This is a genomic window from Nocardioides sp. S5 (assembly GCF_017310035.1).
GTDB lineage: Bacteria > Actinomycetota > Actinomycetes > Propionibacteriales > Nocardioidaceae > Nocardioides.
In genome coordinates this window covers 475,220-502,092 of the sequence record NZ_CP022296.1, presented here as the reverse complement: position 1 = coordinate 502,092, position 26,873 = coordinate 475,220, and the positions used below count along the sequence as shown (strand labels likewise).

Genomic DNA, 26,873 nt, shown 5'->3' with positions numbered 1-26,873 from the left:
TCAGCTCTCCTCGGTGGGGGCGGGGTCGACGTAGACCGCGTTGCGGTCGATGCTCAGGTAGGCGTCCATGCCGATCGGCCGGCGCCGCTCCTCCGCGATCTGGCCGAGCAGTCCCGCCGCGCGCGCCAGCAGCGCGAAGCCGCGGAGCATCTCGACCGGCAGGCCGAGGTCGGCCAGCGCGGCGCCACAGACGCCGGCACCGTTGAGCGGCAGCGTGCGGCCCAGCACCTCGGGGTGCACCCGGCCGACGGCGGCGAAGAGCCGCAGGTGCGGGCCCAGCAGCCCTTCCTCCTCCGCGATCCGCATCAGCACGGGCGTGCGCGGGTCCTGCTCCTTGTGGACCGGGTGCCCCAGACCGGGGACGAAGCCCCCGGCCTCCTTCGTGCGGCGTACGGCCTCGAGGGCGAGCGCGTCGTAGCCCGCGTCGTCGGTGGGCAGGTCGCCGTCGGCGGCGACGACCACGTCGTGGAGGTAGCCGCCGCAGTCCTCGGTCACCCCGAGGAAGCGCGAGCCGCCGCCGAGCAGCCCGGCGGCCAGCGCGCCCTGGAGGGAGTCGGGGGCCGAGAGGTAGGTCAGCCGGGCCGCGATCGCGGTCGGGGTGAAGCCGTGGTCGGCGAGCGCCACGAGCACGGCCTCGAAGAGCCGCGTCTCCGAGGGCGTGGGCCGGCGCATCGCGACGAGCCAGAAGGCGAGCTCGCCGAAGCCGACCTCGCCCATGAGGTCGGCGGTGAGGTCCTGGCCGAGCAGGCGGATCTCGTCGGCGGTGGAGGTGCCGAGGGAGGTGGGGTACTCGGGCGTCATGACGTCTCCTCGTTGAGCCAGGCACGGATCTCGTCACCGTGCTCGTCGAGCGCCGGTGGGGGGCGGTCGTAGCGGGCCTCGGCGTCGGAGAAGCGGATCGGGTGGCGTACGCCCGGGAGCGCGGCGTCGCCGCTGCCGACCGTCACGACCGGGTCGAGGCCGATCTTCTCGGCGAAGGCGACGCCCCCGTCGACGGTGTTGATCGGCCCGCACGGGACGCCGGCGCCGATGATGTCCTCGAACCACTCCTGCGCGGTGCGTGTGGCCAGCCGCTCGACGAGCAGCGGACGCAGCTCGTCGCGATTGGCGGTGCGGTCCTCGTTGCGGGCGAAGCGCGGGTCGTCGGCGAGCTCGGGGACGCCGAGCACCTCGGTGAGCTTGCGGAACTGCCCGTTGTTGCCGGCGGTGACGATGAGGTCGCGGTCGGAGCAGGGCAGGGGCTCGTAGGGGAACAGGCTGGGGTGGGAGTTGCCCATCCGGAACGGCACGGTGCCGCCGGCGACGTAGGCACTCGACTGGTTGACCAGCCCCGACAGCGCCGAGGAGAGCAGGTTGACCTCGACGTGCTGCCCGCGGCCCGTGCGGTGTCGGTCCTGCAGCGCCGAGAGCACGCCGATCGTGGCGTGGAGGCCGGCCAGCACGTCGAAGACGGAGATGCCGGCGCGGAAGGGCTGGCCGTCGGGGTCGCCGGTGAGGCTCATCAATCCGCTGATCGCCTGGACGATCAGGTCGTAGCCGGGCAGCTTCGCGCCCTGCTCACCGCTGCCGAAACCGCTGATCGAGGCGTAGACGACGCCCGGGTTGGTCGCCGACACGGTGGCGTAGTCGAGGCCGAACCGCTCCAGCGCACCGGGCTTGAAGTTCTCCAGCACGATGTCGGCGCGGGCGACCAGCCTGCGCGCCACCTCGAGGTCGGCCGCGTCCTTGAAGTCCAGTGCGATGGAGCGCTTGTTGCGGTTGACCCCGAGGAAGTAGGTCGACACCCCGTCGCGCACCGGCGGCTGCCACGAGCGGGTGTCGTCGCCCTGCGGTCCCTCGACCTTGACCACCTCGGCGCCGAGGTCGCCCATCAGCATCGTGGCGTAGGGCCCGGCCAGGATCCGGGACAGGTCCGCGACGAGCAGACCGTCGAGTGGGCCGTGCTTCGTTGCGTCGCTCACGCGTGCCTCCCGCGATCGGCGGACAGGTGTCCGCAAGTGGTCCGGACAGTGTTCGTCCGCTCGATCCGGGTTGTCAAGGCTTCCTCTTGACATCTGCCGGACCGCGGGATCACAGTGATGTGCACCACTACGACCGTCATACGGACACACGTCCGAGAACAGGAGCGGGTCGACATGCCCCCCACCCCCGACCACCGGCCGGTGCTCTTCACCGGTGGCACCGTGCTCACCATGGACGACCAGCACACCGTGCTGACCGACGCCGACGTGCTCGTCGTCGACGACCGCATCGCGGAGGTGGGCCGGGGCCTGTCCGCCCCGGACGGTGCCGAGGTCGTCGACGCGGGCGGCGGCATCGTGATGCCGGGCATGATCGACACCCACCGCCACATGTGGCAGACCGCGATGCGCGCCTACGGCGCCGACTGGACCCTCACGCAGTACTTCGTCTGGTACTACCTCGAGCACGGGGCGAAGTTCCGCCCGCAGGACGTGCGCGCCGGCAACCTGCTCTCGGCCTGGGACGCCCTCGAGGCCGGGGTGACCACCACCGTGGACTGGTCGCACGGCCTCCAGACCGTCGACCACGCCGAGGCGGCCGTCGACGCGCTGCGCGCGGTGCCGGGCCGCTTCGTCCTCGCCTACGGCAACATCCAGGCGGCGCCGTGGGAGTGGACGGCCGACCCCGCGGTCCGCTCGTTCTTCGACCGCAACCGTGGGTCCGACGGCGACATGCTCGGCTTCCAGCTCGCCTTCGACGTCACCGGTGACCCCGCCTTCCCCGAGAAGGCGGCCTTCGAGCTCGCGCGCGACCTCGGCCTCCCCGTCACCACGCACGCCGGCGTGTGGGGTGCGACCAACGACGACGGCATCCGGCTGATGCACGAGCACGGCTTCATGCAGCCGGACACCGTCTACGTCCACGCCGCGACGCTGACCACCGACAGCTATCACCGCATCGCCGCCACCGGCGGGTCGATCTCGGTGTCGACGGAGTCGGAGCAGAGCGCGGGCCAGGGCTACCCCCCGACCTGGCAGGTCCGACGCCACGACATCCCCGTGTCGCTGTCGATGGACACCTCGGTGTGGTGGAGCAGCGACCTGTTCAGCGCGATGCGCACGACCCTCGGTGCCGACCGCTCGCGCGAGCACCTCGAGGCGCACGCGGCGGGCGACACCGTCACACACTCGCACCTGCGGGCCGAGCAGGTCGTCGACTGGGCGACCCGCGGCGGCGCCCGGGCGCTGGGCCGCGACGACCTCGGCCACCTCACCGCCGGCGCGAAGGCGGACGTGGTGCTCATCAAGAACGACGACTCCCCCGTGTCGTTCCCGCTGCTGAACCCCTACGGCCACGTGGCCTTCCAGGCCCAGCGCGGGGACGTGCACACGGTCGTCGTCGACGGTCGCGTCGTGAAGCGCGACCACCGGCTGGTCGGCGCGGACCTCGCGTCCGTGCGCACCGACGTCGCGAACACCGTCGACCACCTGCGCTCGTCGATGGGCGAGGAGGTCTGGCAGCAGGGCATGAACCCCGACCTGCCCGGCGGCGACGACGACAAGGTGCTCGACAACCCGTACCAGTACACCGACTACCGCTCCGACACCACGCACGGCGCACGCGGTACGGTCTTCGGCGAGCCGAACTCGGGGAGGTAGCCCATGGCCGGTCGAGGCAGCGGGCCCGACTTCGTGGAGTCGCTGGCCCGCGGGCTCGACGTGCTGGCCGGCTTCGGCCCCCAGCGGCCGTCGATGACGCTCTCGGAGGTGGCGGCCGCCACCGGCCTGGCGCGCCCGACGGCACGCCGGCTGCTGCTGACCCTCGAGGAGCTCGGCTACGTCCGCTCGCGCGACGGCGCCTTCACGCTGACGCCGCGGGTGATCGGGCTCGGGATGGCGTACGTCGGCTCGCTGGGGCTGTGGGACGTCGCCCGCCCCCACATGGAGGACCTCGTCGCGCGCATCGGCGAGTCGGTGTCGCTGGCCCAGCTGGACGGCTCCGACATCGTCTACACCGCCCGGGTGTCGGTGCCGAAGATCATCGCGCTGCGCGTGGAGATCGGCACCCTCTTCCCCGCGGCGCAGACGTCCAAGGGCAAGGTGCTGCTCGCCGCGCTGCCGCCACGACAGGTCGCCGACGTGCTCGAGGTCCCGAGCCGCGCGGGCCTCGCGCCGTACGCCGGGCGCAGCGTCGAGGAGCTGATGGACGAGCTCAGCCAGGTCCGTGCCCGCGGCTGGGCGCTGGCCGACGAGGAGCTGGCCCCGGGTGTCCGCTCGATCGCCGTCCCGGTGCGCGACGGGCAGGGCGAGGTGCACGCGGCGATGAGCGTCACCGTGCACGCCGCCGAGACCTCGCGCGCGACGCTGGTCGACGACCACCTCCCGCAGCTCGTCCGCGCGGCGAGCGAGGTCAGCGCCGACTGGGCGCTGTGGCAGTCACGGCCACACACCGAGGTCGCCGCCGCGCTCAGCTGACGCCCACACCGGTGCGGGAGACTGGGGCCCGTTCCTCCACCGTGATCCAAGGAGCCCGATGCAACGCACCACCCCGGCCTGGGCGACCATCCTCGTGCTGTCCCTGTGCGGGATGGTCTCGGCACTGCAGTTCACGTTGGTGATCCCGCTGCTGCCGGAGTTCCCCCAGCTCCTGGGCATCTCGACCTCGGACTCGTCCTGGCTGGTCACCGCCACGCTGCTGACGGCCGCCGTGGGCACGCCGATCATCGCCCGGATGGCCGACATGTACGGCAAGAGGCGGATGCTGCTGGTCTCGCTCGGGGCGATGATCCTCGGCTCGGTGATCTGCGCCCTGGAGGTCTCGTTCGTGACGATGATCGTCGGGCGGGCGCTCCAGGGCTTCGGCGCAGCGCTGATCGCGGTCGGCATCAGCATCCTGCGCGACAAGCTCCCACCCGAGCGCATCGGCACCGCCGTGGCGCTGATGAGCGCGACCATGGGCATCGGGTCCGCGCTCGGGCTACCCCTGGCGGGGGTGCTGAGCGACTGGCTGGGCTGGCACTCGATCTTCTGGTTCGGCGCCGTGACGGGCGCCGTGCTCGTCGTCGCACTGCTCGTCGTGGTCGAGGAGTCGCCGGTCCGTACGCCCGGGAGGTTCGACGTGACGGGGGCCGTGATCCTCTCCTCGGCCCTGGTCTGCCTCCTCCTGCCCATCTCCAAGGGCAACACCTGGGGCTGGGACTCGCCCGCGGTCGTCGGCCTGCTCGTGGCTTCGGTCCTGCTGCTGGCGCTCTGGGTGCCGCTGGAGCTGCGCGTCAACCAGCCGATGGTCGACCTCCGCACCAGTGCGCAACGGCCGGTGCTGATGACCAACCTCGCCTCGATCTTCGCCGGCACGGCGATGTTCGTGAACATGCTGGTCACGGTGCAGGTGCTCCAGCAGCCGACCGCAACGGGCGCCGGATTCGGGCTCGGCGTGACGGCCGCGGGGCTCGCGATGGTGCCGTCCGGGCTCGCGATGGTGGCGATGTCGCCCATCTCGGGGTGGTCCCTGGCCCGCTGGGGGGGCCGCGTGGTGCTGATCGTCGGTGCCGGGCTGATGGCTCTCACCTACCTCGGCCGCGTCTTCTACGCCGACTCGGTGGCCGCGATCGTGGTCGGCTCCACGCTGGTCGGGATCGGCACCGCCCTGGCCTTCGCCGCGATGCCGACGCTCATCATGTCCTCGGTCCCGATCACCGAGACCGCGTCGGCCAACGGCCTCAACTCCTTGGTCCGGTCGATCGGCACCTCGCTCGCGAGCACCCTGGTCGCGGCGATCATGGCCAGCTACACGGTCGAGGTCGGCGGCGCGTCCTTCGCCAGCGAGGACGCCTTCCGAGCAGTGCTCGTGCTCGGCGCGGTGGCTGCGACGACCTGTGTCGCACTGGCGGCCCTCATCCCGTCGGACCGTCGCCTCCACCTGGAGCGGGAGCTCGCCCGCGCCCAGGGCCGGGAGAAGCACGAGGCGGTCGTCCGCGGTCAGGTCCACCTGGCTCGCCACGACGACCGCGCGCGCGGCACCATCCTGGTGTCGGTGCTCGACGTCCACGGCGAACAGCTCGACTGGAGCCGCGCCGACAACACCGGCCGGTACACGATCGTGCTGCCGGGCCCGGGCACCTACGTGGTGATCGCCAACGCGGTGGGATGGGCCCCGGAGGCCACGGTGTTCGACTTCGTCGGCGGCGAGGTCGAGCAGGACCTCACGCTCGCCCACGAGCTCACCGTCTCCGGCGTGGTCACCAGCGACGGCCGGCCCGCGGCCGGTGCACTGGTCGCCCTCAGCGAGGCGATGGGCAAGCAGGTCGGTTCCACGCACTGCGACGACGCAGGCAGGTACGTCTTCCAGCTGCCGCCCACGGGTCGCTACGTGTTCACCGCGTTCGACGCCCGCACCGGCAGCGCCCGGGCCCGGAAGGTGACGCTCACCATCGAGTCCGAGGTCGTCGACATCGACATCCCGGTCGCAGCGGCGCAGCTGGCCACCTGAGCCCGCAGTCGCCCGTGGGGCAGCCTGGGCCGGCGGGCAGCCTGCGGCCCATACTCAGGGTCATGGCAGTCATCGAGCTCCACGACGTCGTCAAGACCTTCGGCACCACCCACGCGCTCGACCACCTCGACCTGACCGTCGAGCAGGGCGAGGTGCACGGCTTCCTCGGCCCCAACGGCGCCGGCAAGTCCACCACCATCCGGGTCCTGCTCGGACTGCTGCGAGCCGACTCGGGCAGGGCGACCCTGCTCGGCGGCGACCCGTGGCAGGACGCCTCGTCGCTCCACCGCCGGCTCGCGTACGTGCCCGGCGAGGTCTCGCTCTGGCCCAACCTGACCGGCGGCGAGGTGATCGACGTGCTCGCCCGCATGCGCGGCGGGCTCGACGAGGCGCGGCGCACCGAGATGATCGAGCGCTTCGACCTCGACCCGACGAAGAAGGCGCGCACCTACTCCAAGGGCAACCGCCAGAAGGTCGCCCTGGTCGCCGCGCTGGCCAGCCGCGCCGACCTCTACCTGCTCGACGAGCCCACGTCCGGGCTCGACCCGCTGATGGAGGCCGAGTTCCAGAAGGCGGTCCTCGAGCTCAAGGACGAGGGCGCGACGGTCCTGCTGAGCTCCCACATCCTGGCCGAGGCCGAGGCCCTCGCCGACCGCATCAGCATCATCCGTGCGGGTCGGGTCGTGCAGTCCGGGACGCTGGCCGAGCTGCGCCACCTGACCCGCACGACCGTCATCGCCGAGACCGACCGGCCGGCGACCGCGATCGCGACGGTGCCGGGCGTCCACCAGCCCGTGCTCCACGGCAACCGCGTCACCTTCGACGTCGACTCCGACCACCTCGATGCGGCCGTGACCGCGCTCGCCGGGCTCGGCGTACGCTCCCTCGCCGCGCACCCGCCCACGCTGGAGGAGCTCTTCCTGCGCCAGTACGGCGACGAGGTGGACGCATGAGCACCCACCCGTCCAGCACGTCCGTCACCGGCGTCGGCCACCTCCTGCGGCTGGTCCTGCGCCGCGACCGGGTGCGGCTGCCGCTGTGGGTGGTCGGCCTCGGCGGCACGATCGTCGCGACCGCAGCGGCGGTGCCCCCGCTCTACGACACCCCGGAGAAGATCGCGGGGTACGCCCGGATCGTCGGCGCCGCCCCGGTGGGCTACCTGATGTCGGGCCGCCAGGTCGCACTGGACACCCTCGGCGGCATCGTCGCCAACGAGACCTCGCAGGTCGCCCAGCTCGGGGTCTGCCTCATGGTCGTCTTCCTCGTGGTGCGCCACACCCGCGCGGAGGAGGAGTCCGGCCGGGCCGAGCTGCTGCGCTCCACCGTGCTCGGCCGTCACGCCGCCACCCTCGCCGGTCTCGTCCACGGCGTCATGGCCGTGCTGCTGATCAGCGCCATCACGTCGATCTCGATGCTGGCGGTCGGGCTCGACGTGGTCGGCAGCCTCACCTACGGCACCGGGCTCGGGCTGCTCGGCCTGACGTACACCGCCATCACACTGGTGGCCGTCCAGCTCTCCACCTCCGCCCGCGGCGCGCTCGGGCTGGGGGTCGCGTCGGTCGCCGTCGGCTACCTCGTGCGCGGCCTCGGGGCGATGGAGGACAACGCCCTCGTCTGGCTCTCCCCGTTCGGCTGGGCGCAGGGGATGGACGCCTTCGGGGACGAGCGGTGGTGGCCCGCCGCGCTCCTGCTCGGGGCGACAGCGCTCCTCCTGGCCCTGGCCGGCCGGATGATGGCGCGCCGCGACTTCGGCGGTGGGCTCCTGCAGCCGCGACCGGGGTCGGCGCGCGCCGGACGGATGCTCGGCACCCCGTTCGGCATCGCGGCCCGCCTCCAGCGCGGCCTGCTGGCCGGCTGGGCCGTCGGGCTCTTCCTGCTGGGCGTGCTCTACGGGTCGGTCATCCCGAGCGTCCCCGACCTCCTCGAGTCGAACCCGGAGATGGCCGACGTCGTCGGGGCCGGCGGGCGGGCGGCCCAGGACGCGATCATGGACGCCTTCCTGGCCTACATGTTCCTGTTCATGGCGGTGATCTCCTGCGGCTTCGTCGTCGCCTCCGTCCTGCGCCTGCGCGCCGAGGAGGAGGCCGACCGTACGGAGGCGGTCCTCGCCACGCCGGTCAGCAGGACGTCCTGGATGGCGGCGACCACCGCGCTCGCGCTCGTCGCGACCGCCCTGCTGACCGTCCTGATGGGGCTCGGGCTCGCTGTCGGCTACGCCGTCGCCAGCGGCGAGTGGGACCAGCTCCTCCCCCAGCTCGGCGGGCAGCTGGCCTACCTCCCCGGCACCCTGGTCGTCGGCGCGCTCGCCGCTGCGCTCTACGGCCTGCTCCCCCGCGGGACCGGCCTGGCGTGGGCAGCGGTCGCGCTCGTCGCGTTGCAGGTCGTCCTCGGCCAGCTCCTCGGGCTGCCGGACGCCATCCAGGCGATCTCACCGTTCTGGCACCTGGCCGCGGTGCCGGTCGACGACTTCGAGGTCGTGCCGTACGCCGGGCTGCTGCTGCTGGCCGCGGTGCTCGTCGCGGCCGGGCTGTGGGGCTACCGGCGGCGGGACGCCGTCGCGGGGTAGCCCCGACCGGCTCACTCGCCGCGATCGGCCGGGCCCCGGTCCTCGTCCGCGGCCGGGGCGTCTGCGGCGAGCTGGTGGTACTGCTCCGCGCCGAGGTAGCGCTGCATCGCGGCCTCGATCGCCGACGCCGACGCGCCCCGGGACGTCCCGGCCCGGTCCTTGGCCTCGCTCGCGGCCCGCAGGGCCTCCACCTTCGACATGTCGTTCATGACGTCACCTCCTGGCCTTCCAGCACAACGCGTCCGGGCGCTGGTGGCCAGTGCCGATAGGACCGAGGTGTGGGGACCTTCGGGCCCCCGCGATCGGCTACCGGGGTCGGGACGCCGTCGCGGGTCGGGCGAGCTGCCAGTAGTCGCGGTCGTGGTGGACCAGCGGGCGCACGTCCGGGTCCCCGACCACCACCTCGTCGACCTCCATCAGGGCCAGCACGGACGCACCGGCCGGCACCAGGGTCACCGCCCGGCCGTGCAGCTGGCTCGCCGCCCCGCTCAGCGTCAGCCGCCCGTCAGGTCCCGCGACCCAGCCCAGGTCCGCGGCGAACGCCCCCGGCCCCGGCTTCGCCAGGGCCATGGCCACCGGGCGCTGCGCCGCGCTGAGGACGTACACGCTCACCTGCACACCGTCAGCGAGCGCGAGCGCGAGACGGCTGGAGCTCGCGGCGGAGAACGAGACGATGGCGGGGTCCGCGCTCACCGACGCCACGCTGGTCATCGTCGCGCCGACCGGGCCGGCGTCGTCGTGCACGACCACCACGCACACGCCCGCGGCGTGCCGTCGGAAGGCGTGCTTGAAGAGCTCGGCCTGTGCTGGGGCGATGACGGGACGGTGCATGACACGACCGTACGAGCCCAGGTGTACCTCAGCGCCAGCGGTCGTGGCACACCTCACCCCACGAGGACGACGTGGAGCGTCCGCGGGCCGTGGACTCCCTCGACGCGGTCGAGCTCGATGTCGCTGGTGGCGGACGGGCCGCTGATCCAGGTGAGGGGTCGGGCCGGGTCGAGGAGGGCGATCGCGTCGGGCACGTCGGCGACGACCTGGCCGGCGTCGACGACGCAGACGTGCAGGTCGGGGACGAGGGTGATCGCGCGCCGGCCCTGGTCGGGCCGGTGGTCGAGCACGACCGTGCCGGTCTCGGCGATGCCGACGGCTGCGCGGGTCACCACGGCGTCGTACGCGTCGAGCTCGGTGGCGGTGAAGCCGTCGTCGACGATCGCGCCGGGGAGGTCGAGGCCGAGGGCCGGCGGCACGACGGCACGCGCAGGTCCGAGCACGTGTCGGACCACCTGTTCCACCTCGTCGGCGGCGCAGCGGGTGACCACGGCGCGGTAGTCCTCGACGCGCTCGAGGAAGAGGGCGACGAGGCCGCCGCGGTCGGGCGCGCGCGGCGCGGGTGGGACGTCGACCGCCGGGCTGACGCCGGCCAGCGCCTGACGTACATCGCGCAGGATGTCGTCGCGGGCGCTCATCGGGCTCCCCCGTCGCGTCCGCCGTCCGTGCGGTCCCACCAGTCGCGGAACGACTCCTCCGGAGGCGCGGGCAGGTCCCGGGCACCGGTCCAGCCGGCGGCGGGCCCGGGCAGCCGACCGGCTGCCGCGCGGCCTCCGGGAAGGGTCGTACGGGAGAACCGGCCGAGGACGCGACCGGCCAGGCCGGAGGCCCGCTCGGCCGTGCGTAGGCGCCTCGAGTCGGAGAACGCCCAGGAGGCGGCCTTCATCGCGACCGCCTCGGCCTTGGGGACGCGGTCCGCCCGGTGGTAGTCGACGACCGCGGCGCGCTGGTCGACCAGCACCGACGGTATGTCGATGCGCACCGGGCAGACCTCGAAGCACGCGCCGCACAGCGACGAGGCGTACGGCAGGGACGCGGTCTGCTCGTCGGAGACGCCGTGGAGCAGCGGGTTGAGGATCGCGCCGATCGGGCCGGGGTAGACCGAGCCGTAGGCGTGCCCGCCGACGCGCTCGTAGACCGGGCAGACGTTGAGGCACGCCGAGCAGCGGATGCAGCGCAGCGCCTGGCGTCCGACGTCGTCGGCCAGCGCGCGGGTGCGGCCGTTGTCGAGCAGCACGACGTGGACCTCCTGCGGGCCGTCGCCGGGGGTCACGCCGGACCAGGTGGAGGTGTAGGGGTTCATCCGCTCACCGGTGGACGACCGCGGCAGCAGCCGCAGCAGCGGGTCGAGGTCGGCCCAGGTCGCGACGACCTTCTCGATGCCCACGACGCTGATCAGCACCTCCGGCAGCGTCAGGCACATCCGGCCGTTTCCCTCGGACTCGACCACCACGAGGGTGCCGGTGTCGGCGACCGCGAAGTTCGCGCCGGACACGGCGACCCTGGCGCGGAGGAACTTCTCGCGCAGGTGCGCTCGGGCCGCGGCGGCCAGCACTGCCGGCTCGTCGGTCAGGTCCGCCGGGGCGGGACGGCCGACGTCCCCCATCCGGCGCAGGAAGATCTCGCGGATCTCGGCGCGGTTGCGGTGGATCGCCGGCACCAGGATGTGCGAGGGCAGGTCGTCGCCGAGCTGCACGATGAGCTCGGCCAGGTCGGTCTCCCACGCCGCGATTCCCTCGGCCTCGAGCGCCTCGTTGAGGCCGATCTCGGCGGTGGCCATCGACTTCACCTTCACGACCTCGTCGACGCCGTGGGCCTTCGTCACCTCCGCGACGATCGCGCAGGCCTCCTCGGCATCGCGGGCCCAGTGGACCGTCGCGCCGGCGCGGACCAGCGACGCCTCGAGGGTCTCGAGGTGGGTGGCGAGGTCGCGCAGCGCGGCCTCCTTCACCCCGGCCCCGGCGAGCCGCAGCTCCTCCCAGTCCTCGACCTCGGCCACGACCTTCGCGCGCTTGTCGCGGATCACGTGGGTGGCGTGGGCCAGGTTGCGGCGCAGCTGGGTGTCGCCGAGCGCCTGGCGCGCGGCGGTCGGGAAGGCCGGCATCCCGACGAACGTGCCTGTCATCCCTCGTCCTCCTCGGTGGAGGCCAGCACCTCGGCCAGGTGCATGACGCGTACGCCCGCACGCTGGCGCGACAGCATCCCGCCGACGTGCATCAGGCAGGAGTTGTCGCCGGCGACCAGCACCTCGGCGCCGGTGTCGCGCACGTGGCGCGCCTTGTCGGCGCCCATCGCGATCGAGGTGTCGGCGTTCTTCAGCGCGAAGGTGCCCCCGAAGCCGCAGCACTCGCTCGCGTGCGGCAGGTCGACCAGCTCGATCCCGCGGACCGCCTCGAGCAGCCGGGTCGGTCGATCGCCGACCCCGAGCATCCGCAGGCTGTGGCACGTCGGGTGGTAGGTCGTCCGGTGCGGGAAGTAGGCCCCCACGTCGGTCACCCCGAGCACGTCGACGAGGAACTCGGACAGCTCGTAGGTCCGCGGTCCCGTCTCCGCGACCGCGGCGGCCAGCGCCGGGTCGCCCGCGCGCTCGGCCACGATCGAGTGCTGGTGGCGCGCCGAGCCCGCGCACGACCCCGACGGCGTGACGATCGCGTCGTAGCCGGCGAACGCGTCCACGAAGCGGCGTACGACCGGCACGGCCTCGTCGAGGTATCCGGTGTTGACCATGGGCTGCCCGCAGCACGTCTGCGCCCGCGGGAAGTCGACCTCGACGCCGAGACGGCGCAGCAACCTCACGACGGCCTTCCCCGTGTCGGGGAACATGGCGTCGTTGACGCAGGTGATCTGGAGGGCGACCCTCACGCCTCGGCATCCTGCCACGGACGTGTGCCGAGTAGCCTCGCGCCATGGGCCGGGTCGATGCTGCGCGGTGGAAGGCGACGCTCGTCCAGCTGGTCGTCTTCGCGTGCGTGGGCGGTGCGTTCAACGTGCTCTACGGAGGGCTCTACGTCCTGCTGCGCGCGGAGCTGAGCGCACAGCCGGCGAACGCCATCGCCCTGGTGCTGTCGACCATTGCCGGAACCTTCGGGCACCGCCGGATCACCTTCGGCGTCCGGGGCACGGAGCGGACCGCGACTCACCAGGCACTGGGCCTGGCGCTCCTGGGCTTCAGCCTCGCCGTGACCGCGGGATCGCTGTGGTTGCTGGGAGCCTTGGTCGACGCGCCGTCGCGCACACAGGAAGTGGCGGTGCTGGTCGCGGCCAACCTCGGCACGGGCCTCGTGCGCTTCTTCGTGTTCCGGATGGTCATGGTGACGCGTGCGGGACGAAATAGGAGACGCCCCCAGGGTCTCGGGTCCCCGGGGGCGTCAGCACTACCGTAGCGGATCCTCGGGCGTGCCGAGCCGTTTCCGCATCAGCGCAGCGTGACGGCTGACGACCTGCCGCTGCCGGGCCCGAGCTAAAGCTGCCTCCCGATTCGGCGGCTCTCGGTGCGGAGCAGCTGAGCCAGGCGCGGGATCTCGACGCGGATCCGGCCCGTCGGACCCATGAGCGACAACGAGGCCACCGCCAGTCCTCGCATGTTGCGGATGGGCACTGCGACGGTCGAGACGTCGTTGAAGGACTCACTCTCAGAGGTGGCGAAGCCAGACCGTCGAGCCAGCTCCAGCTCGCGGTCCCAGTCAGCCTCGGACCGGACGGTTCGACTCACCCTCGGCGGGAACCCTGCCTCCCGTCGAGCCCTGTCGAAGTCGCTGTTGAAGGCCGCGACGACCTTCCCCGAGCTCGTGACGTGAGCCGGTAGCCGTCGTCCGATGTGCTCGAGATGCTCTTCGAGACCCGGCTTCTCCAACCGTTCCACGAAGACCATGTCGGCTCCGTCGGGGATTGCCAGGTTGACGGTGAGGCCGGTGGTGTCGGAGAGGTACCGCATGACCGGCAGCGCCGCGTGCCGGAGCGCGTGGCGGGCCTGGGCGAGCTGCCCGAGCTCGTAGACGTGGATGCCGAGGCGGTACTTGCCGGTCGCAGCCACCTGCTCGATGTAGCCGCGACGACCAAGGACGGTCAGCATCCGGTGGACCGTGCTCTTCGCGACCCCCAGTCGCCGGGCGATGTCGGTGACACCCAGCTCGGCGTCGGTCGAGAAGCACTCCAGCACGTCCAGCGCGATGCCAACGGACCTCAGGGCGGTTCCCGGTTCCTCCGTCGTGAGGCGCGGAGTGCTGACGACCCACAGGTCTTCGTCGGCACCGGCCATGAGGTCAGGCTAGACCGGAGGCCCGAGGAAGGACGTGAGAAGTGCGTTGAACTCCGCTGCCTTCTCGATCTGCGTCCAGTGCCCGCAGCGGCCGAACAGGTGGAGCTGCGCATCGGGGATCAGGTCGAACAGCGTCTGCGACGTCGAGGTGGGGATGACCTGGTCCTCACGACCGTGGACGATCAGTGTAGGAGCCGTGATCGCGCGCAATTCGTCGTCGTCGCTCGCCATGGCGTCGATCCAGCGCTGACGCGGCTCCGGGAACATCGCTGCGAAACGTAGATCGGCACCGTCCTCGATCGAGGCCGCAAGGCGCATCCGCGCGAGGTCGTCGGTGATCATGGCGTGGTCGTGCACGAAGGCCTCGAGCACCCGGCGCATCTCCACGACCCCGGCCCGGTAGCCCCAGACCGTGTCGAGCCCCGGAGTGAGGGGGAAGCGCACACCCACAGCTCCCATCAGCACCAGACGGTCGATCCGGTCCGGGTGCTCGATCGCCAACCTCAGGGCCAGGGCTCCCCCGAAGGAGTTGCCGACCACCGCGGTCCGTTCGAGGCCTGTCGTGTCCATCAAGGCGACCACGTGGTCGGTCCAGGAGCGCAGGTCGTAGACGTGGTCGGGCGGCGGCACCGTCCGGCCGAAACCGATCAGGTCCGGCGCCACGACCCGGTGCCCGGCCTCGATGAGCGCGGGCATGGTCAGGCGCCAGTTGGCCTCGGCGCTCACCCCGGGGCCGGAGCCGTGGAGCAGCAGCACGGGTGCCCCGGTCCCCCGATCCACCACATGGGTGTCGAGGGAACCGATCGGCAGTGTCGAGGGATCGCTCACGGGGCGACGCTAGAGCCCGGGTAGTTGCCGCTGCGGCGCGTTCCGCGGTCGAGAACGCGGGACGGACCCGTTCGCGCAGGCAGAACGTGACGGTCGGCCGGGCTGCTCCATCCGTACGTTCGTGGCACGTAGCCCCCGAACCCGAAAGAGACCCGATGACCACATGGACCGAGGACAGCGTCGCCACCGAGCTGCTCGCCTGCGAGGCCGAGCGGCGCGACCGTGACTCCTTCGCCGACGAGTGGCCCGATCTCGACGTCGCGACCGGCTACCGGATCCAGGCCGAGACCCTGCGCCGCCGGCTCGAGCGCGGCGAGAAGGTCACCGGGGTCAAGCTGGGTCTCACCAGCCGCGCCAAGCAGCAGCGCATGGGGATCGACACGCCACTGGTGGCCTGGCTGACGGACGCCATGGCACTCGGCGCCGGCGATCCGGTTCCCCAGCACGCGTTGATCCATCCACGCATCGAGCCCGAGATCGTCTTCGTGATGAAGGAGCGACTCGAAGGTCCCGGCGTCACCGCCGACCAGGCCCTCGCGGCCGTCGGCGAGGTGCGCGGCGGCGCTGAGGTGATCGACAGCCGCTACCGCGACTTCAGGTTCACGGTCGGAGACGTGCTCGCGGACAACGCCTCGTCAGGCGCCTACCTCATCGGCGATGTCGCAGTCCGCCACGACGAGCTCGACCTGGCCGCCGAGGCGGTCGAGGTGGTCGTCGACGGCGACGTCGTGCACCGAGCGACCGGTGCCGATGTGCTCGGACACCCCGCGGAGGCACTCGCCCTCGCCGTCAACGACCTGGCCACGCGCGGATCGGCGATCGAGGCCGGCTGGATCGTGCTGACCGGCGGCATGTCCGACGCGGTGTTCGCCACCCCGGGGTCCACCGTCAACTGCCGCTTCGCCCACCTCGGCGACGTGGCGCTCGAGTGCGGAAGGCCCGACTGATGCCGTTCATCGACGTGACCCTGGTCGAGGGCCGCAGCCCTGACCAGCTCCGGGCCCTCATCACCGCGCTCACAGAAGCAGCGGTCTCCACTGTCGACGCTCCTCGCGAGAGCATCCGCGTCGTCATCCGCGAAGTCCCACCCACCCACTGGGCCGCCGGCGACGTCACCGTCGCCGAACGCCGAGGCACCCCTTCCGAAGGGATCACCCCGTGACCACCACCCCCGAGTTCTTCGGACACGTCATCGGCGGTGCCGAGGTTCCTTCCCTCGACGGCGCCCGCTTCGACACCGTCAACCCGTGGACCCGCCAAGCCTGGGCCGAGGTGGCGCTGGGCTCGAAGGTCGATGCGGAGGCCGCGGTCACCGCTGCCCGCCAGGCGTTCGACGAGGGGCCCTGGCCACGGATGGGGTACGGCGAGCGACAGGGGCTGCTGCACCGCCTGGCCGACGCGATGGAGGCCAGTGCCGACGAGCTGGCCGCCGCGGACTCCCGGGACATGGGCAAGCCCCTCAACCAGTGCCACCACGACGTGGCTCGCGCCGCGATGAACTTCCGGTTCTTCGCCGACCACGCGAAGATGGCCACCGCCGAGGCACTTCCGATGGACACCGGGCACCACGCCTACACGCGCTTCGAGGCCGCTGGCGTCGTGGTGGCGATCGCGCCATGGAACTTCCCGCTCATGCTGGAGTCGTGGAAGGTCGCTCCCGCCCTTGCCTGGGGCAACACGGTCGTCCTCAAGCCGGCCGAGGACACCCCCACCAGTGCGACCATCATGGCCCGGCTCGCCCTCGAGGCCGGCCTGCCCCCCGGGGTGCTCAACGTCGTGCACGGCTATGGCGCGGACTCCGTGGGTGCGGCGCTGACCGAGGACCCACGCGTCGACCGGATCACCTTCACCGGTGAGACCGGAACCGGAAAGATCATCAGCCGTGCGGCGTCCGCCAACCTCACGCCCGTGTCCCTCGAGCTGGGCGGCAAGAACTGCAACATCGTCTTCGCCGATGCAGAGCTCGACAATGCAGTCCACTGGTCGATCCAGTCGATCTTCCGCAACGCCGGCCAGATCTGCCTCTCCGGCAGCCGGCTCTTCGTCGAGCGCCCCATCCTGGACGCGTTCCTGGAGAAGTTCGTCGCTTCGGCCGAGGCGATGCGTATCGGCGACCCGCTCGACACCGAGACCGACTTCGGCCCGTTGGCGTCCGAGGAGCACTTCCACAAGGTGAAGGGCTACATCGACGCCGTGGGGCAGTGGGGCGGTCGCATCCTCAGCGGCGGCGTCGGCGAGGGATGGCAGGTCAAGCCCACCGTCCTGGTCGACATGCCCCTGGACAGCCCGCACGTGACCGAGGAGATCTTCGGACCGGTGGTCGTCATCCACCCCTTCGACACCGAGGACGAGGTCATCGCCCTGGCGAACGAGAGCGACTACGGCCTCGACGCCCAGGTGTTCACCGAGAACCTCCACACGGCCCACCGGGTGTCCGCACGACTCCAGGTCGGCACGGTGTGGGTCAACTGCTTCTTCATCCGGGACCTGCGTGCACCGTTCGGTGGCGTCGGTTCATCCGGCGTGGGGCGCGAGGGTGGCAACTTCTCGCGGGAGTTCTTCACCGAGCCCAAGGCCGTGGTCATGCAGATCAACGCCCAGCCAGCCGGGAGCTGACCTCAGAGCTCGAGCTCGAGCCGGGCGCAGGTCGGCCGCGAGACGCAGATGAGCATCTTGTCCATCGCGGCCTTCTCCCGCTTGGTGAGGACCAGGTCGCGGTGGTCGGCCGTGCCGGACCGGATGGGCGTGATGCAGGAACCGCAGATCCCGTCGCGGCAGTCGTTCTCCACGTCGAGTCCCAGCGCAAGCACGACCTCGAGGATGTTGGCCTCGGGCGCGAGCCGCAGAGTGTGTCCCGACTCTGTCAGGACCAGCTCGTAGCTGTCCGCATCGAGCGCAGCGCTCTCCTGCGGCTCCACGCCGGCCCGGCTGAACAGCTCGAAGCGGACGATGTCCTGGTCGGCGCCGTGCACGGCCTCAGCGGCAGCCTCCACGGCCCGCAGCAGGCCGACCGGCCCGCACACGTAGACCAGCCCACCCTCGGGCAGGTCGCGGACGACGGCTTCGAGGTCGGCGCGGCCATCGGTGTCCTCGGCCAGGAGCGTCAGCCGGTCGCCCAGGGCCTCGAGGCGTTGGCAGAAGGCCATCGACGCGCGCGTGCGCCCGCCGTAGGTCAGGTGGAACGGTCGTCCGGTGCGGGCGAGCTCCTCGGCCATGGCCATCATCGGGGTGATCCCGACTCCTCCGGCGACGAGGGCGTGGAAGGAGGCGTCCTCGAGGGCAAAGCTCTGCTTCGGTCTCGTCACCAGAAGCCGGTCGCCGACCCGCAGCTGGTCGTGGATGAAGGCCGACCCGCCCCGGCCCTCCGGCTCCCGGAGGACGGCGAACTGCCACGACGACAGGTCGCCGGGGTCGCCGCAGAGGGAGTACTGGCGGGTGGTGCCGTCCGGCACGTAGACGTCGATGTGGGCACCAGGTTCCCACGCCGGCAGCGGGTCGTTGCTCTCGATCCGGGCGAGACGGACCGAGACCACTCCGTCGGCCTCCCATGTCATCTGGGTGACGCGGGCCTCGCGCTGCTCAACCATCGTTGTCCTCCGTGGGTAGTCCCAGCAGGTGTCGTACGGCAGCAAAGGATTCGTCCGGATCGGTGACGTCGAACCAGACGGACGGGATGCCCAGTGCCTCGGCGCCCCGGATGTTGGTCGTCTGGTCGTCGAGGAAGACCATGTCGGCGAAGGCCACGTCCAAGCGCTCGGACAGCATCTCGTAGAGCCGTGGATGAGGCTTGAGATATCCCTCCACGGAGCCGTCGACCACGACATCGACGTCGCCGACGATCTCGATCTGCTCGATCCACTCGTCCTTGTGGAAGTGACCGAGGTCGTTGCTGAGGATTCCGACCTGCATGCCCGCGGCATGGGCATCACGCACGAGTGTCCGCGCGCGCTCACGCACCAGGGCCGGCCGTGCCGGTTCGTAGAGGTGCGCGATCATCGACCTGATGTCCGGTCCGTGGCCTCCCGACTGGTGCCACTCCGCGGCGCGCTCGTCCCAGTAGTCGCGCTCGGTGATCCTGCCTGCCTGAAGGCTTTCCCACACCGGGTCCGGGCGCTCGGCAGTGGCCAGAGGGCCGCGCTCGTGCAGCAGCGACCACGCAGGAGTTCCGACCTCGTCGCGGACGAGCTCGAAGGGCGTGAGCAGGACCGGTCCCCCGAAGTCCAGCACCAGGGCGGGGCCGGTCATCAGTGCTCAGGCTCCTCGATGACGGCCTTGTCGAACAGGACCACGTTGCCGGTCCAGTGACACTCCGCGCACCACGTGAGGAACACCCGGTCTCCTCCGCTCCACCACTCCGAGACCAGCCCGCGGTCGAGGGCGGCCGCGCACCTCGGGCAGAACTTCGGCCGGTCCAGGAGGTGGTGGGCCGCGTCGGAGGCGAACCAGTCGCCCGGGGGCGGGAGCCGGTGCGGGTCGGGAGGCAGGTCCGGCATCGGCCCGTGATGGGCCGCTCGTCGCGCCTGCTCGCTGAGGTCACGCACCTGAGCCAGCCCTCTCGCGGGCAGTCGCTGCGTCACGGTGCAGGGCGAGCAGCTGCTCGCGGATCGGGCTGTAGCGCATCGACCCGCCGTTGATCCACTGGTCGGTGAAGGCGGTGCCGGCGCCGAACTTGTCCTTCTCGCACGGCAGGTGGATGATCTCGTGCTTCTCGCGCACCACGCCCAGCGGGTCCTGGCCGTCCTCGACGTCGGCCATCGCTTCCTTGAACATCTTGCGCAGCATCGCCACGCCCTGGTCCGAGCGACCCAGGTGCTCCTGGGAACGGTCCGTGATCGCCCCCTGGGAGACCCACGCCATGACGTCCTGGCCCTCGACGTAGTCGGTCACGAAGTCTCCGTTGTCGTCGAAGATCTCGTAGTTGTAGACGACCGGGCGCTCCTGCTTCTCCCACGTGCCACCATCGGGGTGGTGGAGGGAGTAGAAGACCTTCCACGTCGTGGTGTCGTCGATCGGCACGCGGATCTGCATCTGGTCGATGAACATCCCACCCACCCGCATGCCGTAGGGAAACATCATCGGGTGGCCGATGGCCCAGTCGTCGTCGCTCTCGGTGTGGCCCTCGAGCACGCGGCGCTTGATGATGCCGTACTCGAACTCGTCGAAGGACACCTTCATGTGCTTCTTCTGGAAGGACTTGGGCGCCTCGAAGCCCTGGGTCTGACCCAGGAACTCGAAGTAGGCGCCGTGCAACCACTCCACGTGGTGCGGGTCGACGGAGTTCTCCATGATCTGGAGCCAGTTGCAGGGCAGGGTGGCCACCCCGATGTCGCGGATGCCGTCCTCGACGTAGACGTCGAACCGCGGCAGCTCCGGCACGGGTGCGGGCCCGACGTAGACCCAGACCATCCCACCGAGGGTCTGGGCCGAACCCGCCTTGGCCTTGATCTTGTCGCGGAACGTCGAGTTGTCGTTCTCCGCCGGCTGCTCGACGCACTGACCGTCGAAGTCGTACTTCCAGCCGTGGTAGCCACAGCGGATGCCGTCCTCGTGGACGATGCCGTAGGTCAGGGAGGCCCGGCGGTGCGGGCAGGCCTCGCCGATGATGCCGTACTTGCCCGACGGGGTCTTGTAGAGCGTCCAGTTCTCGCCGAGCAGGCGCACGGTCTTGCTGGGCCGTGTGTCGAAGTCCTGCTCGAACGCGATGGGGTACCAGTAGCGGCGCAGCAGCTCGCCCATGGGCGTGCCGGGTCCGACACTGGTGAGTTCTTCGTTCTGCTCGACAGTCAGCATGGAGGTTCCTTCTCGTCTGTGGTTCTTGGTGGCCTGTGTCCGGACTGGGCGAAGCGCCTCAGTCCAGGATCGTGACCTTGCCGGTGTTGCCGTCGACGCGGAGCATCTGTCCGGTCGTGATGGTCTTGGTGCCGAAGGCCGTGCCGGTGACGGCGGGAAGGCCGTACTCGCGGCACACGATGGCGGCGTGGCTCATCATCCCGCCGACATCGGTGACGGTGGCCTTGATCTTGCCGAACACAGGGGCCCACGAGGGGGCGGTGAGCGGCGCGACCAGGATCTCGCCGTCCTGGATCTCCCCGATCTGATCTGCAGAGGAGATGACCCGGGCAGGCCCCTCGACGAGGCCCGGAGAGGCGGCGAAGCCGCTGAGGACCCCGTCCTCCGCGCCGTCGCCGGAGCTCAGCCACGCCGACACGGAGTCGGAGGTGATGCCCCACAGCATGACCGTGAAGGGCTCGGTCACCACCTCGGGCGGTACCCCGAGAGCGGGCGGCGCCGACCAGCCCTTGAGCGCCTCGTGGACTGCGTGCCGACGCTCGATCTCCTTCGGCCAGTAGGCCGGGCCGCGGGAGGGTGCCCCGACGGCCCAACCGGCATAGAGATCGAAGAGGACGTCCGTGAGCTCGGAGCGACGGAACATGAAGACGTCATCGACCTCGACGAGGAAGCCGGCGCCCTTCAGCACGCCTCCGAGCTCGCGCATCTTGCGCCAGATCACCGAGTGGGCCCAGTGCTCGACGTAGAAGTTGTGGTTCTCGACGTAGGGGAAGACCGTGCGCGACAGCCCCAGCTTGGCGTCGAAGACCTCGCGGTCCTCGTCGGAGTCGAGCAGCTCGCGGTACTCCGAGACGACCCGGTCACGCTCCTTGTGGAGCGCAGCGACCGGACGGTTGAGGTCGACGCCCTCACGGACCTTCACGATGTAGTCGGTGATGTAGCCGAGGGGCACCTCGACGTTCTGGATCCAGATCTTGTCGGAGTGGTAGAAACCGGAGCCGGTGGAGAAGTTGAACCACGGCTCCGCAGCCTTGTCCCACTCGGCGATCCACGCCTGGCCCGGTTCGTCGGTCGCCAGCTTCGCCCACACGTCTTCCGGGCTCCCACCATCGAAGCGCTCGTCCACGCCGCTGCTCACGGCCAACCTGGCGAGGCTCTTGAGGTGATCGTCAGGCTTGAAGAGGTCGACGTCGACGCCCGCGACCATCTTGGCGATGGCGAGGTCAGGGATCGACGGGAACGCCGCCTTGCAGAACCCGAAGAAGTCGAGGTAGGCCGCATAGCCGAGGTTGAGGAACTCGAAGTGGTGCTGCCACAACGTGACGACACTGTCCAGCAGTCGGTGGTAGGTCGAGAGCAGCCGGTCCCCCGAACCGCGACCGGCTCCGGACGTGATGACGTCCATGTCCTCCATCTCCGGCAGCGGGCTGAAGTCGAGCTCGCTCATCTGCTGGACAAGGGACCGGACCTTGACCAGCCAGTCGTCGTAGAGACGGTCCCAGTTGGCGAAGTAGAAGCCGGCACGCTCGATGAAGTGCGGCACCCGACCTTCGATGTCCGCTTCAGGAGCAGGCACGGGGCTGAGGAAGACGTAGCCGTTGAGGAGGCGGAAGTCGACGCCGTACGCCGGCGGGACGAGGTAGTGGCGGGTGTTGTACTGGCCGAGGGACGCGATCGCGACCTCGAACACGCCGGCGTCCCAGGGCGTGAGGGCCTCGGACCAGTGGACCCCGTCGTGGAACCAGAAGCCGCCATCCTCGTAGTCGCGTCGCTCCTCGGAGAAGACGGCGGAGTAGGAGTAGAGACTTTGCCAGCCTTCGGCTCCGTCAGGTGTCTCGATCTCGAACGGGCTCGCAAAGCGGTCGGCCATGGTCGTGGTCCTTCGGTTCGGTGATGCGGATGAGGAGTCCGAGAGTCAGGCGGTCTGCGCGCCCTTGCGGGAGTAGAGGGGGTTGACGAGGGTGTCGACGATGGACGAAACCAGGTCGGTCTTGGCCGAGACGGTGTGTCGCTTCTTGCTCCAGACGGTCTCCGGACGTGCCTGGAGCAGGACGATGTCCGAGCCCGGGGGGAGGTCGTCGTCCACCGCCCACTCGATGTCCTGTGCGAAGCCGTAGTGCTTCTCCGCGGTCCGGGCCAGCCGGGCGATGGCAAGGACTTCCTCGTCATTGAGGGACGGCGCGAGGACCTGGTCCTCGGGCAGCTCGATGCGCTCCACCGTCGGGTGCGTGCCCGGGGCTCCGTCGGTCAGGAGGTGTGCATGGGTCTTGGGGCTGATGATGCGCCGGTTGATCGACCACATCACCTTGTCGACGAGGAAGTTGTCCGGGGTGACGTCACCCGACACCACTCCCTCGCCGAACCCCCAGGCCGCATCGATGCAGATGCCCGAGCGGTCCCCGTTGCTCGGGTCGAGCGTGAAGGCCACGCCTGCAGTGCGTGGGCGCACCATCTTCTGGACCGCGACAGCCATGTCGACGTCGGCGTGGTCGTAGCCCATCTCATGGCGGTAGACGATGGCTCGGTCGGTGTAGAGGCTTGCCCAGCAGGCGCGGATCTTCTCCAGGACCTCCTCGATGCCGCAGACCCAGAGGTAGGTGTCGTGCTCGCCCGCGAACGAGGCGTCGGGTGAGTCCTCGGAGGTCGCGGAGGACCGGACGGCGACAGGAACGTCATCGACCCCGCACAGCGTGCAGAGGTCGGCGTACATCTCGCGGATGACCCGCTCGTGCTCCTCCGGCAGCTCCCAGCTGCGGATCAGGTCCCGGGTCCGACTCGCCGCACGTGCCAGGGCAACGTTGTCGGAGGAGTCGAGGTCGGCGAGGAGGTCCTTGATCTGCGACATCGTGTCCGCGGCTGCACGCGCGTCGGTGAAGACCCGCGTGGTGACGGCGAAGCCGGGCGGCACGGGCAGCCCGGCCTGGCTCATCACGCCGAGCGAGGCGCACTTGCCGCCCACCTGGGCGTGGAACTCGCTGGCGAGGGCGCCGAAGGCGATCGCACTGGGGCACTCGGTCATCTCAGTCACTCCTGGAATCGTGGGTCGGAGTTGGGCGGCAGGGCATCGAGGTCGGGGACCACGACCTCCTGCACCCGGTTGCGGTAGAGCACGAGCGCGGTCGTGCCGCCGGCGACGAGCCGGACGCGGACGAACTCGGTGTTGAAGGGCTCGCCGGGGTCGTAGCCCATCGCCATGGCCGCGAAGGCACGGATGGGGCCCGAGTGGGTGGCGACGACGACCGTCTGGGCCGAGGTCGCGGCGCGCACGGTGAGGATGCCGCGCCAGAACCGGCGTACGCACGAGACCGGTGGTTCGAAGTGGAGCATCGGCATCGTCAGCCACTGGGTGATGGGGTCGCCTCCGCCCTTCTGCACGCCCCAGAAGCGGTCCATGTCGACCAGCCAGCCGGGGCGTTCACCGAGGCCGAGCCGCTCGTACTTCTCCATCTGACGCTGGTAGATGCGGAAGGCGCTGGTGACGTCCCGGGGACCTTCGGGGGTGGCGACCTCGAAGTTGCGGAAGTTGGTGTCGTCGTGGATCTCGCTGACCTCGGGCTCGCCGCGGCCGAAGAGCCCGATGTTGTCGACGAGCCCGCGCCTCATGTGCTCGGCCGTCTGCCGCGCGCGGTTGGTCGGCGCGCACAGCAGCTCGACCTTCATCCCGTCAGTGACGCGTCGGGCGAGCTCCTGGCCGCGGCGGTGGGCCTGCCACGAGCCGAGAGGGGTCAGGCCGGACTCGGAGGAATAGCCTTGCGTCTCTCCGTGCCGCACGAGGTAGATGTCGCAGTCGATCGTGCCCAGCTGCTCGCGGCGCTCCGGGATGATCTCCTTGGTGCGGGTCACCTCGGCCCATGCCCGCGACGTCCCGACGACGTTTCCGTCGTACATGACCGCGTCGCTGCGCTGGTCGCGCCCGCGGTGCTGGCGGAGGTAGAGCGGGACGGACTCGTCGGGCTCACCCACCTCACGGGGGGTCTCCGAGCGCCGGGCGAGGTGACGGTTGAGGTAGGCAGGAGCGTCGGGACGCTCGGTCCGCGGCAGGTTCGCGGGGCTCTGGTGCTCGTCGATGGTCATCGCCGGCCTCAGCTGTGGACCGTGAGGAACTGCTGGTTGACGACGCCGTCGTAGTAGAACATCGCACGGCCCATCTCGGCCTCGGTCCATGTGATCGGCTCGGCACCGGGGTCCACCCAGTAGCCGCCGGTGAACATCTCGTTGCGGTTGCCGAGCGGGTCGAAGAAGTAGAGGCACTGGCCCCTGGTCACTCCGTGCCGCGTGGGGTTCGTCTCGATGCTGACGCCGTGGTAGACGCAGGTGTCCGCGGCATTGCGCAGGTCGTTCCACCCGTCCACCCAGAAGGCGAAGTGGTGCAGGCCGCCGTTGGGGCCGGTGATGAACGCGATGTCGTGCGAGCGGTGCGAGACCTCGAGCCAGCTGGCGATCTGGAAGCCGTCGTCACCCATGACCTGCTCGGTCAGGCGGAAGTCGAGGTGCTCGACGAGGAACCGCGTGTTGGTGTCGACCTCCTCGGCGGTGAGGAAGAGGTGGTCGACCCGGGGTGGCGCGATGCCGACGAGACCCATCGGCCGCGGGGGAGGGTTGGTCTGCGGGAGCAGATTTCCCACCTGCTGCATGCCGTAGACGAGCTCCATGTCGTGACCGCTGGGCAGCGTGAACCGGATCGACGTCCCGTGACCCGGCGCCCACTCGTCGGCGGCGTAACGCCGGACTGGCACTCCGGCAGCCTCGAGGCGTGCCTGGTACTCGTCGAGGTCGCCGGCGTCGGTCACCTTGAAGCCGAAGTGGTTGAGGCCGTGCGTGGGCTCGAGGGTGAGCACGACGCTGTGGTGCTGGTGCTCGTCCCAGCACTTGAGGAAGACGCGGGAGGCGTCGCGCCCGGTCTCGATCATCCCCACCACTTCGGAGTAGTAGGCCGTGGCGAGCTCCAGGTCGGGAACTCGGATCTCCACGTGGGAAAGTCGCAGGATGCTCATGTGTGCACTCTCATGAAGCGGTCGTTGAGCTCGCCCTCGTAGTAGAAGACGGCTCGGCCGATGTTGTCCTCGGTCCAGGTCAGGGTGGGGAAGTCGGGGTCGGGGCGGTAGCCGCCGGTGAACACCTCGTTGCGGGTGCCGAGCGGGTCGAAGAAGTAGATGGTGGAGCCGCGGGTGATGCCGTGACGGGTGGGACCGACGTCGAGCTGGATGCCGTTGTAGGCCAGGATGTCGGCCGCGTCCCGGACGTCGTCCCACTCGTCGAGCCAGTAGGCGAAGTGGTGCAGCCCGCCGTTGGTGCCGTGCACGATGGCGAGGTCGTGGGGCGAGTGTGAGCGCTCGAGCCACGTGCCGAGCTGGTGGCCGTTGCCGTCGAGGAGCTGCTCGGTGATGCGGAAGCCGAGGACGTCCATGAAGAACTGCGTGGAGTCCCCCACCTCCTCGGCCGTGATGAGCATGTGGTCCATCCGCGGCGGAGCGATCTGGTCGCGCACCATCCGGCCGAGGTCGCTCGGCTCGGGCGCCATCGGCTCACGGCGACGAGACGTGCCGACCTTCTCGACGTCGGCGACGAGCTCCATGACGTGTCCGCTCGGCGTCGAGAAGCGGATCGACTCGCCCTGGCCGAGCGTCTCGCCCTTGCTGAGCCGCTCGACCGGGAACCCGAAGCGGGACACCTTCTTCTCCAGGTCGGCCAGGTCGTCCTCGTGATGGACCTTGAACGACATCAGGTCCATGCCCACCCGCGGGGCGTAGCGCAGCCGCAGCGAGTGGTGGTCCTCCTCGTCCCAGCACTTGAGGTAGACCGAGTCCTCGGTGCGGGCGGTCACCTCCATCCCCATCACGCCCGTGTAGTAGGCGGTCGCGAGGTCGATGTCGGTGACCGTCACGTCCACGTGACCCAACCGCAGGATGCCGCGCGGCGGACCGGTGACCGTGCTCCGGGTGGCCTGACGCGTGTCCGAGGGGTCGAACCGCTGACCGTCGGGAGGGGCGTCGGGCGCCATGATCCGCGTCGCGCCGGCCGGGGTCCCCTCAGCCAGGTCCACGTGGGGTGTGACCCCGTTCACATCCGTCATGTCCGGAAACCTACGAACCGGCGCCGCCCTTCGGGTGGGCTGTTCCGCCATGCAGAACACGAGATGTGGCGCTCGTC

27 protein-coding genes are annotated in these 26,873 nt (G+C 70.6%); 9 read left to right on the top strand and 18 right to left on the bottom strand.

From position 1 onward, the window contains the following. Positions 1-801 carry a citryl-CoA lyase gene (locus CFI00_RS02505; RefSeq protein WP_207083731.1) on the bottom strand — a complete coding sequence of 267 codons (801 nt, stop codon included), beginning with the start codon at positions 799-801 and terminating at the stop codon, positions 1-3. After that, positions 798-1,961, bottom strand: a complete 1,164-nt coding sequence (locus tag CFI00_RS02500; RefSeq protein ID WP_207083730.1) for a CaiB/BaiF CoA-transferase family protein — start codon at positions 1,959-1,961, stop codon at positions 798-800. The genes CFI00_RS02505 and CFI00_RS02500 overlap by 4 nt, the downstream gene beginning before the upstream one ends. 174 nt (positions 1,962-2,135) lie before the next feature. Here CFI00_RS02500 and CFI00_RS02495 point away from each other — a divergent pair, with 174 nt between their 5' ends. From CFI00_RS02495 to CFI00_RS02475, 5 genes are all read left to right on the top strand, one after another. Beyond that, positions 2,136-3,620 carry an amidohydrolase family protein gene (locus CFI00_RS02495; protein WP_207083729.1) on the top strand — a complete coding sequence of 495 codons (1,485 nt, stop codon included), beginning with the start codon at positions 2,136-2,138 and terminating at the stop codon, positions 3,618-3,620. Positions 3,621-3,623: 3 nt separating this feature from the next. Further along, positions 3,624-4,436 (top strand): IclR family transcriptional regulator C-terminal domain-containing protein, encoded by an 813-nt coding sequence (locus CFI00_RS02490; protein ID WP_207083728.1) that lies wholly within the window; start codon positions 3,624-3,626, stop codon positions 4,434-4,436. A 58-nt stretch (positions 4,437-4,494) separates the two neighbouring features. After that, on the top strand, positions 4,495-6,450 hold the full coding sequence (locus tag CFI00_RS02485) for an MFS transporter (RefSeq protein ID WP_207083727.1): 1,956 nt from the start codon (positions 4,495-4,497) through the stop codon (positions 6,448-6,450). Positions 6,451-6,512: 62 nt separating this feature from the next. Further along, complete coding sequence (locus CFI00_RS02480; protein WP_207083726.1) at positions 6,513-7,403, top strand: ABC transporter ATP-binding protein; 891 nt, start codon at positions 6,513-6,515, stop codon at positions 7,401-7,403. Beyond that, the gene (locus CFI00_RS02475) at positions 7,400-9,016 is read left to right on the top strand and encodes a polyketide antibiotic transporter (RefSeq protein ID WP_207083725.1); all 1,617 of its coding nucleotides are present in this window, start codon (positions 7,400-7,402) and stop codon (positions 9,014-9,016) included. Before CFI00_RS02480 ends, CFI00_RS02475 begins: the two co-directional genes overlap by 4 nt. 11 nt (positions 9,017-9,027) lie before the next feature. Here the strand turns inward: CFI00_RS02475 and CFI00_RS02470 are convergent, their stop codons facing one another. From CFI00_RS02470 to CFI00_RS02450, 5 genes are all read right to left on the bottom strand, one after another. Then, a complete protein-coding gene (locus tag CFI00_RS02470; RefSeq protein ID WP_207083724.1) occupies positions 9,028-9,225 on the bottom strand; it encodes a hypothetical protein in 198 nt (65 codons plus the stop codon). A 97-nt stretch (positions 9,226-9,322) separates the two neighbouring features. Then, positions 9,323-9,847, bottom strand: coding sequence for a flavin reductase family protein (locus tag CFI00_RS02465; protein WP_207083723.1), 525 nt, complete (start codon positions 9,845-9,847; stop codon positions 9,323-9,325). A gap of 53 nt (positions 9,848-9,900) precedes the next feature. Beyond that, complete coding sequence (locus CFI00_RS02460) at positions 9,901-10,485, bottom strand: LUD domain-containing protein (RefSeq protein WP_207083722.1); 585 nt, start codon at positions 10,483-10,485, stop codon at positions 9,901-9,903. Continuing rightward, complete coding sequence (locus CFI00_RS02455; RefSeq protein ID WP_207083721.1) at positions 10,482-11,972, bottom strand: lactate utilization protein B; 1,491 nt, start codon at positions 11,970-11,972, stop codon at positions 10,482-10,484. The genes CFI00_RS02460 and CFI00_RS02455 overlap by 4 nt, the downstream gene beginning before the upstream one ends. Continuing rightward, complete coding sequence (locus CFI00_RS02450) at positions 11,969-12,727, bottom strand: (Fe-S)-binding protein (protein WP_277988345.1); 759 nt, start codon at positions 12,725-12,727, stop codon at positions 11,969-11,971. Before CFI00_RS02450 ends, CFI00_RS02455 begins: the two co-directional genes overlap by 4 nt. A gap of 26 nt (positions 12,728-12,753) precedes the next feature. Between CFI00_RS02450 and CFI00_RS02445 the strand changes: the two genes are divergently transcribed. Further along, entirely contained in the window at positions 12,754-13,230 is a 477-nt protein-coding gene (locus CFI00_RS02445) for a GtrA family protein (protein ID WP_207083719.1), read from the top strand. Between the two features lie 77 nt (positions 13,231-13,307). On the opposite strand, the gene CFI00_RS02440 is transcribed toward CFI00_RS02445, so the two are convergent. Both CFI00_RS02440 and CFI00_RS02435 read right to left on the bottom strand, forming a co-directional pair. Continuing rightward, positions 13,308-14,105, bottom strand: a complete 798-nt coding sequence (locus tag CFI00_RS02440) for an IclR family transcriptional regulator (RefSeq protein WP_207083718.1) — start codon at positions 14,103-14,105, stop codon at positions 13,308-13,310. A gap of 9 nt (positions 14,106-14,114) precedes the next feature. Then, entirely contained in the window at positions 14,115-14,933 is an 819-nt protein-coding gene (locus CFI00_RS02435) for an alpha/beta fold hydrolase (protein WP_207083717.1), read from the bottom strand. 155 nt (positions 14,934-15,088) lie between these two features. Here CFI00_RS02435 and CFI00_RS02430 point away from each other — a divergent pair, with 155 nt between their 5' ends. From CFI00_RS02430 to CFI00_RS02420, 3 genes are read left to right on the top strand one after another with little or no spacing between them, the layout of a single operon-like run. Continuing rightward, on the top strand, positions 15,089-15,880 hold the full coding sequence (locus CFI00_RS02430) for a fumarylacetoacetate hydrolase family protein (RefSeq protein ID WP_207083716.1): 792 nt from the start codon (positions 15,089-15,091) through the stop codon (positions 15,878-15,880). Further along, positions 15,880-16,095 (top strand): 2-hydroxymuconate tautomerase, encoded by a 216-nt coding sequence (locus CFI00_RS02425; protein ID WP_207083715.1) that lies wholly within the window; start codon positions 15,880-15,882, stop codon positions 16,093-16,095. The genes CFI00_RS02430 and CFI00_RS02425 overlap by 1 nt, the downstream gene beginning before the upstream one ends. Next, positions 16,092-17,549 (top strand): aldehyde dehydrogenase, encoded by a 1,458-nt coding sequence (locus CFI00_RS02420; RefSeq protein WP_207083714.1) that lies wholly within the window; start codon positions 16,092-16,094, stop codon positions 17,547-17,549. The genes CFI00_RS02425 and CFI00_RS02420 overlap by 4 nt, the downstream gene beginning before the upstream one ends. Positions 17,550-17,551: 2 nt before the next feature. On the opposite strand, the gene CFI00_RS02415 is transcribed toward CFI00_RS02420, so the two are convergent. The 9 genes from CFI00_RS02415 to CFI00_RS02375 are packed head-to-tail and all read right to left on the bottom strand — an operon-like array spanning position 17,552 to position 26,796. Beyond that, entirely contained in the window at positions 17,552-18,520 is a 969-nt protein-coding gene (locus tag CFI00_RS02415) for a PDR/VanB family oxidoreductase (protein ID WP_207083713.1), read from the bottom strand. Beyond that, a complete protein-coding gene (locus CFI00_RS02410) occupies positions 18,513-19,178 on the bottom strand; it encodes an HAD-IA family hydrolase (RefSeq protein ID WP_207083712.1) in 666 nt (221 codons plus the stop codon). The genes CFI00_RS02415 and CFI00_RS02410 overlap by 8 nt, the downstream gene beginning before the upstream one ends. Further along, positions 19,178-19,474: a hypothetical protein gene (locus CFI00_RS02405; RefSeq protein WP_207083711.1), complete on the bottom strand. Its 297-nt coding sequence runs from the start codon at positions 19,472-19,474 to the stop codon at positions 19,178-19,180. Before CFI00_RS02405 ends, CFI00_RS02410 begins: the two co-directional genes overlap by 1 nt. After that, positions 19,467-20,723 (bottom strand): aromatic ring-hydroxylating dioxygenase subunit alpha, encoded by a 1,257-nt coding sequence (locus tag CFI00_RS02400; protein ID WP_207083710.1) that lies wholly within the window; start codon positions 20,721-20,723, stop codon positions 19,467-19,469. Before CFI00_RS02400 ends, CFI00_RS02405 begins: the two co-directional genes overlap by 8 nt. Positions 20,724-20,781: 58 nt before the next feature. Continuing rightward, a complete protein-coding gene (locus tag CFI00_RS02395) occupies positions 20,782-22,593 on the bottom strand; it encodes a PEP-utilizing enzyme (RefSeq protein WP_207083709.1) in 1,812 nt (603 codons plus the stop codon). A gap of 45 nt (positions 22,594-22,638) precedes the next feature. Further along, positions 22,639-23,742, bottom strand: a complete 1,104-nt coding sequence (locus CFI00_RS02390) for a PEP/pyruvate-binding domain-containing protein (protein ID WP_242532822.1) — start codon at positions 23,740-23,742, stop codon at positions 22,639-22,641. A 5-nt stretch (positions 23,743-23,747) separates the two neighbouring features. Further along, positions 23,748-24,797 carry a histidine phosphatase family protein gene (locus CFI00_RS02385; protein WP_207083707.1) on the bottom strand — a complete coding sequence of 350 codons (1,050 nt, stop codon included), beginning with the start codon at positions 24,795-24,797 and terminating at the stop codon, positions 23,748-23,750. 8 nt (positions 24,798-24,805) lie between these two features. Next, positions 24,806-25,717, bottom strand: coding sequence for a catechol 2,3-dioxygenase (locus tag CFI00_RS02380; protein WP_207083706.1), 912 nt, complete (start codon positions 25,715-25,717; stop codon positions 24,806-24,808). Further along, the gene (locus tag CFI00_RS02375) at positions 25,714-26,796 is read right to left on the bottom strand and encodes a catechol 2,3-dioxygenase (protein ID WP_207083705.1); all 1,083 of its coding nucleotides are present in this window, start codon (positions 26,794-26,796) and stop codon (positions 25,714-25,716) included. Before CFI00_RS02375 ends, CFI00_RS02380 begins: the two co-directional genes overlap by 4 nt. Between the last annotated feature and the right edge of the window lie 77 nt (positions 26,797-26,873).